Source organism: Bradyrhizobium sp. SMVTL-02 (genome assembly GCF_051853005.1).
Taxonomy (GTDB): Bacteria; Pseudomonadota; Alphaproteobacteria; order Rhizobiales; family Xanthobacteraceae; genus Bradyrhizobium.
Genome location: NZ_CP182469.1, coordinates 7814132 through 7829642 on the forward strand (window position 1 = coordinate 7814132; position 15511 = coordinate 7829642).

Sequence of the window (15511 nt, forward strand, 5' to 3'; positions counted from 1 at the left end):
TAACCATGCCCGCGTGCGTCCGGTTGGCTCCGCTCTCCCGGCGGCGCCGCGCACGCGAGGAGCATGCCATGAGGGGTGCGGACAAGGTGATCTGTCAGGCGGCCGTCGTGCTGCTGCTGTTTTCGATGTCGAGCGTGCCGGCGAAGGCGCAGTTCCTCGGCGGCGGAGGTGCCGGTGGCCAGGACATGATGACCCAGATGGCGCCGATGCTGGAGATGATGAAGGCGAAGATGGGCAAGCGCCGCTTTGCCATGCTGATGCAGACCATGGGTCCGATGATGAGCCGCATGATGGAGAACGGCGGCGGCGGCCTCGGCGGCATGATGGGGGGCGGCTACATGCCGAGCGGGCTCGGCGGCATCGGCGGCGGCGACATCATGGGCATGCTCGGCGGCTCCGGTGGCGGCGACATGATGGCGATGATCCCGCAATTGATGCGACTTGCCAATGCCGGCGGCGGTCATCGCCGTCACAGGCGTCGCTAATCCGTCGCGCCGGACAGCGCCGGCCTGATCGCGGGCTTGCCCTCGCGCGGGCCCCAACGCGTCAGCACCACGCTGGAGCATGACAGCAGGCCGAGCACGACCATCGAGCTCGCGGCCAGCCAGAAGAAGCTCTGTGCGGTGGCCTCATGCGTCAGCAGCCACCAGCCGGCGGCCGAGATGTAGATCAGCCGCGCGGTCTGCGCCAGCACCGGGCCGATCACCTTCGCCGCGCCTTGCGAGGAGAAGTACATCGTCGTTGCAAGGCCGAAGAACGCGTAGAACGGCCCGACCGTCGAGAGATATTGATGGCTCGCCGCGCGCACGGCCGCACTGTCGGTGAAGATGTTGACCCACAGATCGGGGAAGATCGCAACGAGGCATGCCGGTGCACCGACGGCCACGAAGGCGGCGGCACTGGCGATCCACGCAATGCGCCGGGCGCGCGCGATGCGGCCGGCGCCGATCGCCATCCCGACCATGGGCACGCAGGCAATGCCGAACGAGAACGCGATCGAGGTCAGCAGAAATTCCAGCCGCGCGCCGACGCCGTAGCCGGCGAGGATCGCGGTGCCGAACTTCGCCAGCATGTGGGTGAAGATCGAGATCGTCAGCACCGATTGCAGCGGGGAGAAGCAGGCGATGGCGCCGACCTTGAGAATGTCGAAGAACATCGCCCACTGGATGCGCAGGCCGCGCAGCTTCAGTGCGATCCGCGCGCGGCCGGAGAACAGGTACCAGCCCATGATGCAGATGTTCATGGTGTAGGCGATCAGCGCGCCAGCCGCGACGCCGCGCATGCCGAGCTGCGGCACCGGGCCGAGCCCGAGGCCGAGCGTGCCGCCGAGCAGGATCTGCCAGGCCGCCGAGTTGAGGATGAGGAACGACGGCAGCTTCATGTTGCCGGTGCCCCGCAAGACGCCCGCCATGGTGTTGAGCAGCCAGGGCAGCACGGCGCCGCCGAAAAATACCTGCGCGTAGGCGATCGCATGCGTCAGCACATCGCCGCGGCCGCCGAGCATTTCGAGCACCCTGGGCCCGAAGATCAGCATGCCCAGCATGAAGACGAGGCCGAAGCTGATGCCGATCAGCATCGCGTGCATGGCGAGCGTGCCGGCCCGCTCGCGGTCGCCGGCACCGAGCGCGCGTGCGATGGCGGAAGCGACCGCGCCGCCCATGGCACCGCCGGACATGGTCATGGTGAGGATCACTGTCGGAAAGACCAGCGCCATCGCGGCCAGCGCTTCGACGCCGAGCCGGCCGATATAGGAGGTCTCGGCGATCACCGTGCAGGTGCCGGCCGACAGCGCGATCACGTTCGGCCAGGCGAGGGAGAGCAGCGTGCGCAGGATCGGCCCGTCCACCAGCGCGCTCCTCACGGGGCGCGGGGGCGGCGGCAACGGGCGCTCTTGCTCATCGACCGGGATCTCGGCGATGTCGGACATGTCCTCTCCCGGACGCAGGCGCCATTTGCGGCGCAGCAATCACTCGGTGTGCCAATGACTTTGTTCGCGCGAAAGGCGCAGCGAGAGGCTTGTTAGCACGGCAATCGCCGATTCCTCCTGCGCCTGATGCAGGCGTGCCCTGCGGCAGCGCATTTCAGCGCGTGGAATTGCGGCTCCCTCTTCTCCCTCTTCTCCCTCTCCCCGTTCTTACGGGAGAGGGTTGGGGTGAGGGGCCGCTTCCGCAACGACGGTGGCAACTGGACTCGCAGAGAGTCCCCCTCACCCGGAATTTGCTGTCGCAAATTCCGGCCTCTCCCCGCACGCGGGCAGAGGCAAAGCACGGCGACACTGTCGCTTACCCGATCGTCCAGACCAATGGCGGACGGCCACCCGCGGCCGGCCGCATCTGCACGCCGATGTGTCGTCCGCAACCTGCGGCCAGCCCTTCAAACAATCCCTCCAGCACCTTTGCGCAGGCGGGGTGATAATCGGGCACGTCGTCCATCAGTTTCCAGTTCTGTTGGCGGAGTTCGAACGCGCCTTCGGACTGCGTCATCTCGGCGGCATCATCCTGCGCGGCGAACAGAGCATTGAGAAACGATGCAAACTCGCGCGCGCGACCGCGGGTCATCGACAGCGCCGCGGCGACCTCGTCGAAATATTGCATGCCGATCAGCCTGCCGGTGAGGTGGAGGAGATAGCCGGCATCTTCGGGGCCGAGCTGCTGCACCATCACCGGCGCGGCGGTGCGGACATATTCCATCGCGTAGTTGCGATAGGCCTTTTCCAGTCGTGGTTTCGGCCAGCTCGAGACCGGCAATGCCGGTGCGGTCCTGGCATCGAACAACGGCGCCTCCAGATGCCGCGCGAACACCAGGCGCTGATCGGGCTCGAGCGGATGGTCGTACTGGTGATAGTAGCCTTCGAGCCCGTCCTGGCCGTCGACGCTCTGCTTGGTGCAGACGAAGCCGAGGCGCAGATCGCCGAGCGCAACGCCATTGTTGGCGTGCCAGCCGCGCAGCATCGCGCGGCTGACCTCGCCCGGCACGCCGCAGATCGCGCTGCCCTTCCAGATCCACCGCGGCGGCGGATAGCGGATCCAGGCCTTGCGGTCGCTCTCGTACATGTATTCGACATGCACGCCGCCGATCCAGTTGGAGAGATAGTGATATTGCGCGGCGGCGACCGCCGGCGGCAGATGGCTGAGCCCGAGCTTTTGCAAGCCCGGCAGGAAGCGCTCCTGCTGCTGGCGGCGGAAGACACGGAACACGAACTCCGCCGCATCCGCAGTGCCGCGGCGCGTGACGACGGTCAGGATGAGGCCGGTGAAGTAAGCGTGGTAGAGATCGGCGACCGCGCGCCAGCGCTTCCATTCGGCTTCCTGCGCGGCGTCAGTTGCGGCGGTCATGATCGCTCCCGGCTTGTTGTTTTGCGGGAGTGTGTCATTGCGCGAGGAGTGGCGCAACCGGAGGCGCTTTCTGTCGTAGCCCGGATTACACCCGGAAATGCTTGCTCAGCTTCAGACCCTGCGCCTGGTAGTTCGAGCCGATGCGCTGGCCGTACATCGCATCGGGGCGCGCCAGCATCTTCTCGTAGACGAGGCGGCCGACGATCTGGCCGTGCTCGAGGATGAACGGCACCTCGCGCGAGCGCACTTCGAGCACGGCGCGCGATCCTAGCCCGCCCGCACCGGCATAGCCGAAGCCGGGATCGAAGAAGCCGGCATAGTGCACGCGGAATTCGCCGACCAAGGGATCGAACGGCACCATCTCCGCGGCGTAATCGGGCGGCACCTGCACGGCTTCCTTGGAGGCGAGGATGTAGAACTCGCCGGGGTCGAGGATCAGGCTGCCGTCGGGACGGGCCGAGATCGGCTCCCAGAAATCTTCCACGGCGTAGCCGGCGCGGCGATCGACGTCGACGACGCCGGTGTGGCGCTTGGCGCGATAGCCGACGAAGCCATTGCCTTTCTCGCCGGAGAGATCGACGGAGACGGCGACGCCGCCGGAGAGATCGGCATCGGCGATGTCGACGAGGCGCTCGGCGGCGTGCAAGCCATCGAGCTCGTCGGCGTTGAGGATGGCGTCCCCAGTGCGGAAGCGCACCTGGCTGAGACGCGAGCCCTCGCGCACCAGCACCGGAAACGTCTTCGGGCTGATCTCGGCATAGAGCGGGCCGTGATAGCCGGCGCCGATCATGTCGAAACGGCGGGTGCCGTCGGCGATCACGCGGGTGAAGACGTCGAGCCGGCCGGTCGAGCTCTTCGGATTTGCGGCTGCGACGATTTCCGGCGGCAGCGCGAGGCTCTCGAGCAGCGGCACGATGTAGACGCAGTTGGTCTCTAGCACCGCGCCGTCGGCGAGGCTGAACTCGTGCAGCTTCAATTCGTCGATGCGCTCGGCGACGGTGGCGCCGGGCCCGGGGAGAAAGCTGGCGCGGACGCGATAGGCGATGTCGCCGAGACGCAGATCGAGGCTCGCCGGCTGGATCTGGCTTTCGACGAAGTCGTAGGCCGGCAGGATGAGACCCGCCTCCGCCATCGCCGCGATCATGCGGTCGGGCAGGATTCCATTGGCATCGGCGGCGACCGTGAAACTCAACCGGGGGTCCTCATCTGGGGTCAGAGCATCCGGACATGCGGAAAATACGAGTCTTTCAGGGCTAGCCGATGGACGCCTTGACGGAAAGGGCATTGCGGAATATGAGCATCACTTATCCCGTGGTGATTTGAGCCGGCCGGCTTGCAGCCACGTTAAATAAATCGCTAAACAGGCCGGGGACCTCTGTGATCCCGGCCAGTGGAGATATCCAGGCCGGTTTTTTTGTGACCGTTTTCGCTCCAATGGTCACGTCGGAGGGTCCTATGTCGAAGTCGCCTGCTGCCTACCGCCCCGAAACCCGCCTGGTCCATTCCGGCACCCTGCGCTCGCAATATGGCGAGACGTCGGAGGCGCTGTTCCTGACGCAAGGCTATGTCTATGCCAGCGCCGAGGAGTGCGAGGCGCGGTTCAAGGGCGAGGACCCCGGCTTCATCTATTCGCGCTACTCCAACCCGACCATTGCGATGTTCGAGCGCCGCATGATCGAGCTCGAGGGCGCCGAAGCCGCCCGCTCCGCGGCAACCGGCATGGCCGCAGTGACGACCGCGATCCTGGCACCGCTGAAGGCCGGCGATCACGTGGTCGCCTCCCGCGCGCTGTTCGGCTCGTGCCTCTACGTCATCCAGGACCTCCTGCCGCGCTACGGCATCGAGACCACGCTGGTCGACGGCCTCGATCTCGACCAGTGGCAGCGCGCACTTCGCCCCAACACCAAGACGTTCTTCCTGGAGAGCCCGACCAACCCGACGCTCGATGTGCTCGACATTCCCGGCATCGCCGCGATCGCGCACAGCGGCGGCGCGCGCCTCGTCGTGGACAACGTGTTCGCAACGCCGATCTGGCAAAGCCCGCTCGCGCTCGGCGCCGACGTCGTCGTCTACTCCGCGACCAAGCACATCGACGGCCAGGGCCGGTGTCTCGGCGGCATCATCCTGTCCTCGGAAGCCTTCATCGCGGAGCACCTGCACAATTTCATGCGCCAGACCGGCCCGTCGATCTCGCCGTTCAACGCCTGGGTCCTGCTCAAGGGCCTGGAGACGCTGGGCGTGCGCGTGCGCGCGCAGACCGACACGGCAGCGCGCGTCGCCGAGGTGCTGGCGAGCCATCCGAAGATCTCGCGCCTGGTCTATCCCGGCCGCGCCGATCATCCGCAGGCGGCGCTGGTGAAGAAGCAGATGCGCGGCGGCTCGACGCTCGTCGGCTTCGAGGTGAAGGGCGGCAAGGCGGCAGCGTTTCGCGTGCTCAACGAGCTCAAGCTTGCGAAGATCTCGAACAACCTCGGCGACGCCAAGAGCCTCGTGACGCATCCGGCCACCACGACGCATCAGCGCCTCAAGCCGGAAGACCGCGCCGCGCTCGGCATCAGCGAGGGTTTCATCCGCTTCTCCGCGGGGCTGGAGCATGCGGACGATCTGATCGAGGATATCACCGCGGCGCTGGAGAAGGCGTGATCTTCCTTGCCCTCCCCTGGCGGGAGCAGGTAAGAGCCGTCACATCGGCCGATACGTCCTCACATCCGCCGGCACGTTCACCCCGAGCTTGATCTGCCCGACGGAGCGGATGATGTCGTCGCCGAGCAGCTGGGCGAAGCAGGCGTAGCCCCAGTCATTCATGTGCAGGCCGTCGGCGATGACGAAGCTCTCGACCGGGATCGACTGGTTCTCGTGCCAGTCGCGCATCACTTCGAAGCGCGGGAAGATGCCGACGTGGCGGAGCTCGGCGACCTTGCCGAGCAGCTTCACCATCCTGCCGGCGCTCTCCTTGCGCTGATTGACGGCCGGCGAATATTGCGGATCGACCAGCACGATGTCGGCGCCGCCGGCGGCCTGGATGCGGGAGATGCCGTCCTCGACCAGTTTTGCGGTATCGCCGGGATCGAGATTGCGCAGCACGGCGTTGGTGCCGACCTGCCAGATCACCATGTCCGGATGCAGGTCGATCACCTGCGTCTGAAGGCGCTTCATCATCTCCGGCGCATCCTCGCCGCCCACGCCGGCGTTGACGACGGTGATGTCGGCGGTCGGATAGTGCCGGCGCAGCTGTGCGGCGAGACGGTTCGGATAGTTGAAATCGGGCGAGCTCGCGCCGTAGCCGGCGGTCGACGACGAGCCGAACGCGACGATCACGACGGGCTGGCCGGCCGCGAGCTTGGCCGCGACATGAGGGAGCGAGCCCATCGTCTTCGAGCCGCCCTTCGGCGGCAGGCATGGCACGCGGTTGAAGATATCGCCGGCAGACTTGGCGGCCTGCTTGACCTTGTCGATGGCGCGCGCGGTGATGCCACGCTGCTCGGGGGACGTCACGGCGCCCGTGGTCTGGGAACGCGAGGCGGGAGCGGGATCAGCGGTTTGCGCCGGCGCTTGCGTCGTCTGCGCGGCTTGCGCCTGCGCGCGCGACTGCGACACCGGCGTCAGCAACAGCAGCGCTGCCGCCGCTGATATAGCCAGCCATGCCGTCGGGCAAAAAGGGCGGAGAGAACTCATTAACGCTAGACCTCAATTTTGCTGCTGGGCCGGCCCCAGATGGGCTGCGTCAAACACGAACTGTGCCAACGCCCGGCCAAGGCAATCATGGACCTGTTTCGCCAGCTCCGGCCCGTGGGACGGGCTGAACAGGTCGAACTGACCCTGGTCATTCCACTGCCGCATGATCGCGAAACGATCGAACAGCGGGATGTCGTGCTCCTGCGCCACCACCCGCATATTGTCGAGATAGGGCGGCACCGAGATCATGGTCTCTGTGCGCGGGCTGTACTGCAAATTCATCAACACGACGTCAGCCCCTGCATTTTGCAGCGCGGCAACCCCCTCGGTCACAGCACCGCGAAACTCATCGGGATCGATGGCTCGGATAGCATCCACGGTCCCGGTCTGCCAGATGACCAAAGTAGGCCTTTTTGCTTCCATCAGCTTAACGAAGGTGGTGGCCGCCTCCTCTGCTGTTTTCTTGCTCTGTATTTCTACGGAGACGTGCACGACCTCCGAGGGTGGCAGCTTCTCCTTCAAGATGGCCTGCATGCGCGCCGGATAGGAGGCGTCCTCGGAGGCCGGAATCGTGGTCGAGCGGCTGCCGATGACCAGGATTTCCAGCGGTTTGCCAGATTTGACGGCCTCGGCAACCTTGGGAAGCTGGCTTTCGCTGGTGAGGAGATAGGACGGCAATTCGCAGGCTGCGGGCGCGGCGGCAGCGGCAGGCGCAGCATCGTCCGCGCGCGCCTGGGGCGCGGCGAGGCCACCGCATAGCAGGATCAGGCTCAGGAGAACCTTCGCCTTCATCAGCCCCCTCCCGCCAGATCGGCGTTGCCGACGGCGTTTTTGGTTTTCGCACCGCTCTTGTCAGCCACGCGCTTGTACCACGAAATCACCCAGGCAACGCCCCACATGACCAGGATTCCGGAGAGACTAATCAGCGCATGCATGGCTGCGCCGCCGGAGACCTCGGCCAGGATGAAATGGCCGGCGAAGGCGAGGAAGACGCCGAGGCAGAAGATCTCGAGCGAATGCTGGCCGCACAGGATCAGCGGCCGCAGCCACTGCGATTTCAGGCCCGGCCAGTCGCGCGGCAGGAAGCGCACCGTGAGCGCGGCCAGCGCCAGGAAATGCGTGAAGCGCAGAACGTCGAGATCGGTCTTGTCGATCGGATACATCCATTGCTCGAGCCGCTTCGGCATCAGATGGGACAGGTGCGGCAGATACCAGGTCAGCGTCACGTAGAACGCCGCCACGATATAGGCGATCGAGATCCACATCGTTACCGGCGACGCTAAAATACGCGACATGCGCCGCGCACCTCCGAGCGCACACCATGCACCGAAGACGAAAAGCAATTGCCAGGCCAGCGGATTGAAGGCCCAGAAGCCGTTCGGATAGGCGGAGAAGTAGAGATCGTATTCCCAGGTCACCGCGTAGAGCACGACGGAAAGGCCGAGCGTGACGTCGGGCTTCCAGCGCATCGACCACAGGATCACGGGCAGCGCCAGCATCAGGACGATATACAGCGGCAGCACGTCCATGTTGACGGGACGGAAACGCAGCAGCAGCGCCTGCACGATGGTGATGTCGGGCTGCTTGAGGAAGTCCATGATCCCCATCTCTTCGGTGTAGAGCGGGTTCTCGAAACGGGTCGCCACGTAGGAGATCTCGGCGAGGAAGATCGTGAACAGGAAGACGTGCGCGACGTAGATCTGCCAGACCCGCCGCAGGATGCGGGCGGTAGCGATGACGACGCCACCCTCCAGCATCGCGCGGCCGTAGACGAAGGCGGCGGTGTAGCCGGAGATGAAGATGAAGATCTCCGTGGCGTCGCTGAAGCCGTAATTGCGGATCGTGAACCACGTCAAAAGGCTCGTCGGCAGATGGTCGATGAAGATCAGCCACAGCGCCAGCCCACGGAACAGGTCAAGGCGGAGTTCGCGCTCGCCGATGGCGGGCAGCGTGATGGCGGCTGCACGCGGCTCCGCAGGTTTGGCGGTTCCTGCGATGCTCGATCCCGTCACTTGGTCGGCAATGGTCATCGGGGCCTAAAAACCCTCACCCAAATCGCGACGTTGAAGGAGTGTACCGGTCCGGCCGTCATCTCGCAAAGCGGCCGGATCACATGGGGGTGTCTCCCCCCTGGGGATGTCATCCCTTGGGGTGTACTTCCTCGCCAATTCTGGCGGCACGATGTCGCCAAAACCGCCTCGGGGTTTGGTTCCGACGCCGGATTTCGGTATGATGGCAGCCATGTACCGCGCCGTGACCCGCCAGATCGAAGTGACCGTCGAGCCGAACTTTGTTCCGGAGCAGTCGTCGGCCGACCGCTCCCGCTATTTCTGGTCGTACACCATCGTCATCACCAATTCCGGCGACGAGACGGTGCAGCTCAAGACGCGGCACTGGATCATCACCGACGCCACCGGTCGCCAGCAGGAGGTCAGGGGCGAGGGCGTGGTCGGCGAACAGCCGACGCTCGCCCCCGGCGAGCGGTTCGAATACACTTCCGGCGTGCCGCTCACGACCGCATCCGGCTTCATGACCGGCCGCTACCAGATGGTCAGCGAAACCGGCGAGCGCTTCGAGATCGACGTGCCGACGTTCTCGCTAGACAGCCCGGATAACAAGCGGGTGTTGAATTAGCACCGTGCCGTACCTCCACATCGTCGTTGCTTCGCTGCGCTTGCAATGACGGAGGATGGACTTACGCGTCCTCGACGCCCGCCTCGTGCGGCGTGAACTGGTAGACCGACGAACAGAACTCGCAGGTCACGACGACCTTGTCGTCCTTCACCATCGCCGCGCGGTCGTCGGGCGAGAAGCTCTTCAGCATGGACGCGACCGCGTCGCGCGAGCAGGAGCACTGCGCCTTCAGCGACAGCGGCTTGAACACGCGTACGCCACGTTCGTGAAACAGGCGATAGAGCAGCCGCTCGCCGGAGAGCTCCGGATCGATCAGCTCGACGTCCTCGACGGTCTCGATCAGCGAGCGCGCCTCGACCCAGGCGTCGTCCTCGGCGACACTGTGCGCCTCGACACCTTCGGGCGCATCGCCGGGATGCAGGTCCGCCTGCCGCGCGCGCTCGGGAGCCTTCGGCAGGAATTGCATCAGCATCCCGCCGGCGCGCCAGCGATGCTTGCCGCCGTCGCTCGAGCGCCACTCCTCGCCGACGGCGAGGCGCACCTTGGTCGGGATCTGCTCGGAGCGCAGGAAATATTCGTGGGCGGCATCTTCCAGGCTGCCGCCGTCGAGCGCGACGAGGCCCTGGTAGCGGCTCATGTCGGGGCCCTGATCGATGGTCATCGCAAGATGACCGCGGCCGAGCAGCGTGCCGGAATCCTTCGCCGTGCCGAGGCGCGAGGCGTCGTAGCGGGCATAGGCCCGCAGATGATCCGGCGCCTTGTAGTCGACGACCAGGAACGACACCGGACCGTCGGTCTGGGCCTGCAGGATGAAGCGGCCCTCGAATTTCAGCGCCGAACCGAGCAGCGTCGCCAGCACGATCGCCTCGCCGAGCAGCTTGCCGACAGGCGCTGGATAATCGTGCTTGGTCAGGATGTCGTCGAGCGCAGGGCCAAGCCGCACCAGGCGACCGCGCACGTCGAGCGCGTCGACCTCGTAAGGCAGCACGGCGTCGTCGACCGGAACCGCTGATGGCGCGCGGACCGGGCCTTCAGGCCCGGTTTTCATGTCAGGGGATTGGAAAACCATGGCGCTTTATCTGGGGTCGGAGAGCCGGGAATGGAAGGGGGTGTGTTCCGGCGATCGGATCTCGTGCACGCGAGTACAAATTCCGTGTCGTCCTGACGAAAGTCAGGATGACGATCCAATATTACGCGACCGCGCCGCTACTTCACCGCGTCGAAGCACCAAGCCAGAATGCCCTTCTGCGCGTGCAGGCGGTTTTCGGCCTCGTCGAACACGACCGATTGCGGCCCGTCGATCACCTCGTCGGTGACCTCCTCGCCGCGATGGGCCGGCAGGCAGTGCATGAACAGCGCGTCGGGCTTGGCCAGCGACATCAGCTTCGCATTGACCTGATAGGGCTTGAGCACGTTGTGACGGTGCTCGCCTTCCTTGTCGCCCATCGACACCCAGGTGTCGGTGACGACGCAGTCGGCGCCCTTCACGGCGGCCTCGGGATCAGAGCCGAGCACGATCGGCGCGCCCGTCGCCTTGATCCAGTCGCGCATCGCCTTCTTCGGCGCGAGCTCCGGGGGCGTTGCCACATTGAGCTGGAATTTGAAGCGCTCGGCGGCATGCGCCCAGGAGGCCAGCACGTTGTTGTCGTCGCCGGTCCAGGCCACCGTCCGGCCCTCGATCGGGCCGCGATGCTCCTGATAGGTCATGAGGTCCGCCATGACCTGGCAGGGATGCGAGCGCCGCGTCAGGCCGTTGATGACCGGCACGGTCGCATTCGCCGCAAGCTCCAGCAGCGCCTCATGGTTGAGGATGCGGATCATGATGGCATCGACATAGCGCGACAGCACGCGCGCGGTGTCGGCGATGGTCTCGCCGCGGCCGAGCTGCATCTCGGCGCCGGTGAGCATGATGGGCTCACCGCCGAGCTGGCGCATGGCGACGTCGAACGAGACGCGGGTGCGCGTCGAGGGACGCTCGAAGATCATCGCCAGCGTCTTGCCCTCGAGCGGCTTCACCGGCTGCTGCGCCTTCTGCTTCGCCTTCATGGCGGCGGAGGCGTCGAGCATGCTCTTGAGCTCCGACAACGGCAGCTCGTTGATGTCCAGGAAGTGCTTCGGCGACTTGCTCATCAGCTTGCAGCCCGCTTGGTCTGACTGGACGAGATCGCAGCGCAGGCGCGCTCCAGCCGCGCAACGCTGTCCTCGATCTCGGCCTCGGTGACGATCAACGGCGGCAGGAAGCGCACGACATTGTCGCCGGCGCCGACCGTGAGCAGCTTTTCATTGCGCAAGGCCGCAACGAGATCGCCCGAGGGCACCACGGCCTTGATGCCGATCAAGAGGCCCTCGCCACGCACCTCGCTGACGACGTCAGGGTGACGGTCGATCACGGAGGCGAGCTTCTGCTTGAGCAGCAGCGACATCTTCTGCACGTGGTCGAAGAAGCCGGGCTTGAGCATGATGTCGAGCACGGCATTGGCAGCCGCGATCGCCAGCGGATTGCCGCCGAACGTGGAGCCGTGCGAGCCGGGCCCCATGCCGGCTGCCGCCTCCGCGGTGGCCAGCACCGCGCCGATCGGGAAGCCGCCGCCGAGCGCCTTGGCGAGCGACATCACGTCAGGTGTGACGCCGGTGCGCCGATGCGCGAACAGATCTCCGGTGCGACCCATGCCGGTCTGCACCTCGTCGAAGGCGAGCAGCAGGCCCTTCTCGTCGCAGAGCTGACGCAGCGCCTTGAGGAAGGCGGGCGTCGACGATCGCACACCGCCCTCACCCTGGATCGGCTCGACCAGGATGCCGGCGGTCTGCGGACCGATCGCCTTCTTGACGGCTTCGATGTCACCATGCGGGACCTGGTCGAAGCCGTCCATCGGCGGGCCGAACCCTTCAAGATATTTTGCAGATCCCGTCGCAGCCAGCGTCGCCAGCGTGCGGCCGTGGAAGGCGCCCTCGAAGGTGATGATGCGGTAGCGCTCCGCATGGCCCTTGGAGAAGTGATGATGGCGGACCAGCTTGATCACGCCTTCCAGCGCTTCGGCGCCGGAATTGCAGAAGAACACGAAGTCCGCGAAGCTTTCCTGGCACAGACGCGCCGCGAGTTTCTCGCCGTCCGGGCTCTGGAACAGGTTCGACATGTGCCAGAGCTTGGTCGCCTGCTCCTGCAACGCCTTGACCAGCGCGGGATGGGCATGGCCGAGCGCGTTGACGGCGACGCCCGAGGTGAAATCGAGATAGCGCTCGCCATTGGTCGCGATCAGCCAGCAGCCTTCGCCGCGCTCGAAACCGAGGTTGGCCCTGGCGAAAACGGGGAGCAAATGCGGCGCGGCGCTGTCAGTCATGACGATCACTTGATGTTGCGGACGGCCTGAAGCGCTCACGCAGCGCACCATCAACCGGCCCGGAAAACGAAACGTGCCGCCTTTTAAGGGCGGCACGTGGCACTATCTTATGCCGGGTAGAACGGGTGTCAATGCCGCCTGAAAGCCCCGGGAAACGCTGAATCCGTAGTCTTGCGGTGCCGGATTTGCGGGGTTTTTGCCACGGAACATGTGGAAGCGAGTCGGCTGACTCTTGCGCGTGAGTCACGCCATATTGTAGCGTTTGGCTTGTCAGATACGACATCTCGTGCAGCAGTTCTGATCCTCTAAGTCCTCATGTACCGGCGTAAACGTTCGGGCGTTCTGGTTATGCCCGGCGAGCCTTAAGGGATTCTGGCGGCACGGGTTTTTCGAGGCTTAGGCATTCGCCGCGAGGCGCCAGGACGGCAGCCGCACGGCGAGGGAAAGGGTGCAATGACGGTTTTGACCTGGTCCGACGATCGCGTCGAGCAGCTGAAAAAGCTCTGGGAGGCCGGATTGTCGGCCAGCCAGATCGCAGCCGAGCTCGGCAACGTGACCCGTAATGCCGTGATCGGCAAGGTGCACAGGCTCGGCCTGTCGGGCCGCGCCAAGAGCCCCTCATCGGCAGCTCCCCGGCCGCGCAAGGCGCGCCCGGCTCAGCACATGATGCGGGTCAGCCGCCCGATTGCGCGCGGCAACACCGCGCTGGCGCAGGCCTTCGAGGTCGAGGTCGAGGCAGAGCCTGTGACCTACGACAACGTGGTGCCGATGAGCCAGCGGCTGTCGCTGCTCGAGTTGAACGAGGCGACCTGCCACTGGCCGGTCGGCGATCCCTCGAGCCCGGATTTCTTCTTCTGCGGCGGCAAGGCGCTCTCCGGCCTGCCCTACTGCGCCCAGCATTCGCGCGTCGCGTATCAGCCCGCGGCCGACCGCCGTCGCGCGCCGGCAAAGCCCGGCACGCGCTGAGCACGGCTTTAAACTACCTCGTCCCGACGTGAGGCCGGGACGACAACCGAGACATAAACAAGCGCGCCACGTGGCGCGCTTTTTGTTTGGCTTGCTCGAAGCCGCTCTCAGGTCTGCTCGGCCTTCGCAAAGCGATCGTCGAGCGCGTAGCCGGCGCCGCGGACGGTGCGGATCGGGTCCTGCTCGCGGCCGAGATTGAGCAGCTTGCGCAGGCGGCCGATATGGACGTCGACGGTGCGCTCGTCGATGTAGATGTCGCGGCCCCAGACACTGTCGAGCAGCTGCTCGCGCGAGAACACGCGACCGGGATGCTCGAGGAAGAACTCGAGCAGGCGATACTCGGTCGGACCGAGATCGATCGGCCGGCCCGAGCGCGCGACGCGGCGCTTCTCGCGGTCGAGCTCGATGTCGCCATAGGCGAGCACGGTGGCGAGCCGCTCGGGGCTGGCGCGCCGCAACAGGCCCTTCACCCGCGCCAGCAGCTCGGGCACCGAGAACGGCTTGACGATGTAGTCGTCGGCGCCGGTCGCAAGCCCCCGCACCCGCTCGCTCTCCTCGCCACGCGCGGTGAGCATGATGATCGGTAGCTGCTTGGTCTCGGGACGGGTGCGCAGCCTCCGGCACAGCTCGATGCCGGAGAGCCCCGGCAGCATCCAGTCGAGCACGATCAGGTCGGGGATGTGCTCCTTGAGGCGGGTGTCGGCATCGTCGCCGCGCATCACCGTCTCGACGTCATAGCCGTCGCCTTCGAGGTTGTAGCGGAGAAGCTCGGTGAGAGCTTCCTCGTCCTCAACCACCATGATGCGTGCGCCCATCGGCTCGTCGCTCCTTGAGTCTTCAGGTATTCGGGACCGTCGTGGCGAAGGTCGTCATGTCGCCCTTCGGCCGCTTGTCGGTGATGGCCTGACCCTCGATCATGTAGAACACGGTCTCGGCGATGTTGGTGGCGTGGTCGCCGATCCGCTCGATGTTCTTGGCACAGAACATCAGATGGATGCAGAACGAGATGTTGCGCGGATCCTCCATCATGTAGGTGAGGAGTTCGCGGAACAGCGAGGTGCAGATGGCGTCGACTTCCTCGTCGCCCTTCCACACCGCCATCGCCGCCGGCAGATCGTGCGCGGCATAGGCGTCCAGCACCGACTTGACCTGCTGCTGCACGAGGTCGGTCATGTGCTCCAGGCCGCGGAACAGTTTGAGCGGATGGAAGTCGGCATCGAGCGCGGCGACGCGCTTGCCCATGTTCTTGGCGAGGTCGCCGATGCGCTCGAGGTCGGTCGCAACGCGCATGGCGCCGACGATCTCGCGCAGGTCCACCGCCATCGGCTGGCGGCGGGCGATCGTGAGCACGGCGCGCTCCTCGATCTTCTTCTGCAGCGCGTCGAGCTCGGCATCGGTGGTGACGACGCGCTGGCCGAGCGCGACGTCGCGGCGGATCAGCGCGTCGACGGAATCGACGATCATGCGCTCGGCGATACCGCCCATCTCGGCGACGAGCCGAGTGAGCTCCTGGAGGTCGGTGTCGAAGGCCTTTGCGGTATGTTCAGAACCCATGTCCCGTCT

Annotated in this window: 15 protein-coding genes and 1 riboswitch; of the genes, 4 read left to right on the forward strand and 11 right to left on the reverse strand. The window is 65.7% G+C overall.

Features of this window, described 5'->3' with window-relative positions; genetic code table 11:
* Positions 1 to 68: 68 nt before the first annotated feature.
* On the forward strand, positions 69 to 485 hold the full coding sequence (locus ACNJYB_RS37480) for a hypothetical protein (protein ID WP_439371630.1): 417 nt from the start codon (positions 69 to 71) through the stop codon (positions 483 to 485).
* Here ACNJYB_RS37480 and ACNJYB_RS37485 read toward each other — a convergent pair.
* From ACNJYB_RS37485 to ACNJYB_RS37495, 3 genes are all read right to left on the reverse strand, one after another.
* On the reverse strand, positions 482 to 1927 hold the full coding sequence (locus ACNJYB_RS37485) for an MATE family efflux transporter (protein WP_439371631.1): 1446 nt from the start codon (positions 1925 to 1927) through the stop codon (positions 482 to 484). The two genes, ACNJYB_RS37480 and ACNJYB_RS37485, sit on opposite strands and share 4 nt — an antisense overlap.
* A 355-nt stretch (positions 1928 to 2282) precedes the next feature.
* Positions 2283 to 3335, reverse strand: coding sequence for a hypothetical protein (locus ACNJYB_RS37490; protein ID WP_439371632.1), 1053 nt, complete (start codon positions 3333 to 3335; stop codon positions 2283 to 2285).
* 85 nt (positions 3336 to 3420) lie between these two features.
* On the reverse strand, positions 3421 to 4479 hold the full coding sequence (locus ACNJYB_RS37495) for a 2'-deoxycytidine 5'-triphosphate deaminase (RefSeq protein WP_439375745.1): 1059 nt from the start codon (positions 4477 to 4479) through the stop codon (positions 3421 to 3423).
* A gap of 157 nt (positions 4480 to 4636) precedes the next feature.
* A riboswitch (SAM riboswitch) is annotated at positions 4637 to 4716 on the forward strand.
* Positions 4717 to 4790: 74 nt separating this feature from the next.
* Between ACNJYB_RS37495 and ACNJYB_RS37500 the strand changes: the two genes are divergently transcribed.
* On the forward strand, positions 4791 to 5978 hold the full coding sequence (locus ACNJYB_RS37500) for an O-succinylhomoserine sulfhydrylase (RefSeq protein WP_439371633.1): 1188 nt from the start codon (positions 4791 to 4793) through the stop codon (positions 5976 to 5978).
* 39 nt (positions 5979 to 6017) lie between these two features.
* Here the strand turns inward: ACNJYB_RS37500 and ACNJYB_RS37505 are convergent, their stop codons facing one another.
* The 3 genes from ACNJYB_RS37505 to ACNJYB_RS37515 are packed head-to-tail and all read right to left on the reverse strand — an operon-like array spanning position 6018 to position 9040.
* Complete coding sequence (locus tag ACNJYB_RS37505) at positions 6018 to 7010, reverse strand: SGNH/GDSL hydrolase family protein (RefSeq protein WP_439371634.1); 993 nt, start codon at positions 7008 to 7010, stop codon at positions 6018 to 6020.
* A gap of 12 nt (positions 7011 to 7022) precedes the next feature.
* On the reverse strand, positions 7023 to 7802 hold the full coding sequence (locus tag ACNJYB_RS37510; protein WP_439371635.1) for an SGNH/GDSL hydrolase family protein: 780 nt from the start codon (positions 7800 to 7802) through the stop codon (positions 7023 to 7025).
* Complete coding sequence (locus tag ACNJYB_RS37515) at positions 7802 to 9040, reverse strand: OpgC domain-containing protein (protein ID WP_439371636.1); 1239 nt, start codon at positions 9038 to 9040, stop codon at positions 7802 to 7804. The genes ACNJYB_RS37510 and ACNJYB_RS37515 overlap by 1 nt, the downstream gene beginning before the upstream one ends.
* Positions 9041 to 9251: 211 nt before the next feature.
* On the opposite strand from ACNJYB_RS37515, the gene apaG reads away from it, so the two are divergent.
* Positions 9252 to 9644 (forward strand): Co2+/Mg2+ efflux protein ApaG, encoded by a 393-nt coding sequence (apaG, locus tag ACNJYB_RS37520; RefSeq protein WP_212341528.1) that lies wholly within the window; start codon positions 9252 to 9254, stop codon positions 9642 to 9644.
* A 61-nt stretch (positions 9645 to 9705) separates the two neighbouring features.
* On the opposite strand, the gene ACNJYB_RS37525 is transcribed toward apaG, so the two are convergent.
* The 3 genes from ACNJYB_RS37525 to ACNJYB_RS37535 form a co-directional block, all read right to left on the reverse strand.
* Positions 9706 to 10713, reverse strand: coding sequence for an Hsp33 family molecular chaperone (locus ACNJYB_RS37525; RefSeq protein WP_439371637.1), 1008 nt, complete (start codon positions 10711 to 10713; stop codon positions 9706 to 9708).
* 137 nt (positions 10714 to 10850) lie between these two features.
* Entirely contained in the window at positions 10851 to 11774 is a 924-nt protein-coding gene (gene argF / locus ACNJYB_RS37530) for an ornithine carbamoyltransferase (protein ID WP_439371638.1), read from the reverse strand.
* Positions 11774 to 12982, reverse strand: coding sequence for an aspartate aminotransferase family protein (locus tag ACNJYB_RS37535; protein WP_439371639.1), 1209 nt, complete (start codon positions 12980 to 12982; stop codon positions 11774 to 11776). Before ACNJYB_RS37535 ends, argF begins: the two co-directional genes overlap by 1 nt.
* A gap of 453 nt (positions 12983 to 13435) precedes the next feature.
* On the opposite strand from ACNJYB_RS37535, the gene ACNJYB_RS37540 reads away from it, so the two are divergent.
* A complete protein-coding gene (locus ACNJYB_RS37540; protein ID WP_018644522.1) occupies positions 13436 to 13948 on the forward strand; it encodes a GcrA family cell cycle regulator in 513 nt (170 codons plus the stop codon).
* Between the two features lie 107 nt (positions 13949 to 14055).
* Here the strand turns inward: ACNJYB_RS37540 and phoB are convergent, their stop codons facing one another.
* On the reverse strand, positions 14056 to 14763 hold the full coding sequence (gene phoB / locus ACNJYB_RS37545; RefSeq protein ID WP_074122952.1) for a phosphate regulon transcriptional regulator PhoB: 708 nt from the start codon (positions 14761 to 14763) through the stop codon (positions 14056 to 14058).
* Between the two features lie 22 nt (positions 14764 to 14785).
* Positions 14786 to 15502 (reverse strand): phosphate signaling complex protein PhoU, encoded by a 717-nt coding sequence (gene phoU, locus ACNJYB_RS37550; protein WP_439371640.1) that lies wholly within the window; start codon positions 15500 to 15502, stop codon positions 14786 to 14788.
* Positions 15503 to 15511: the final 9 nt, after the last annotated feature.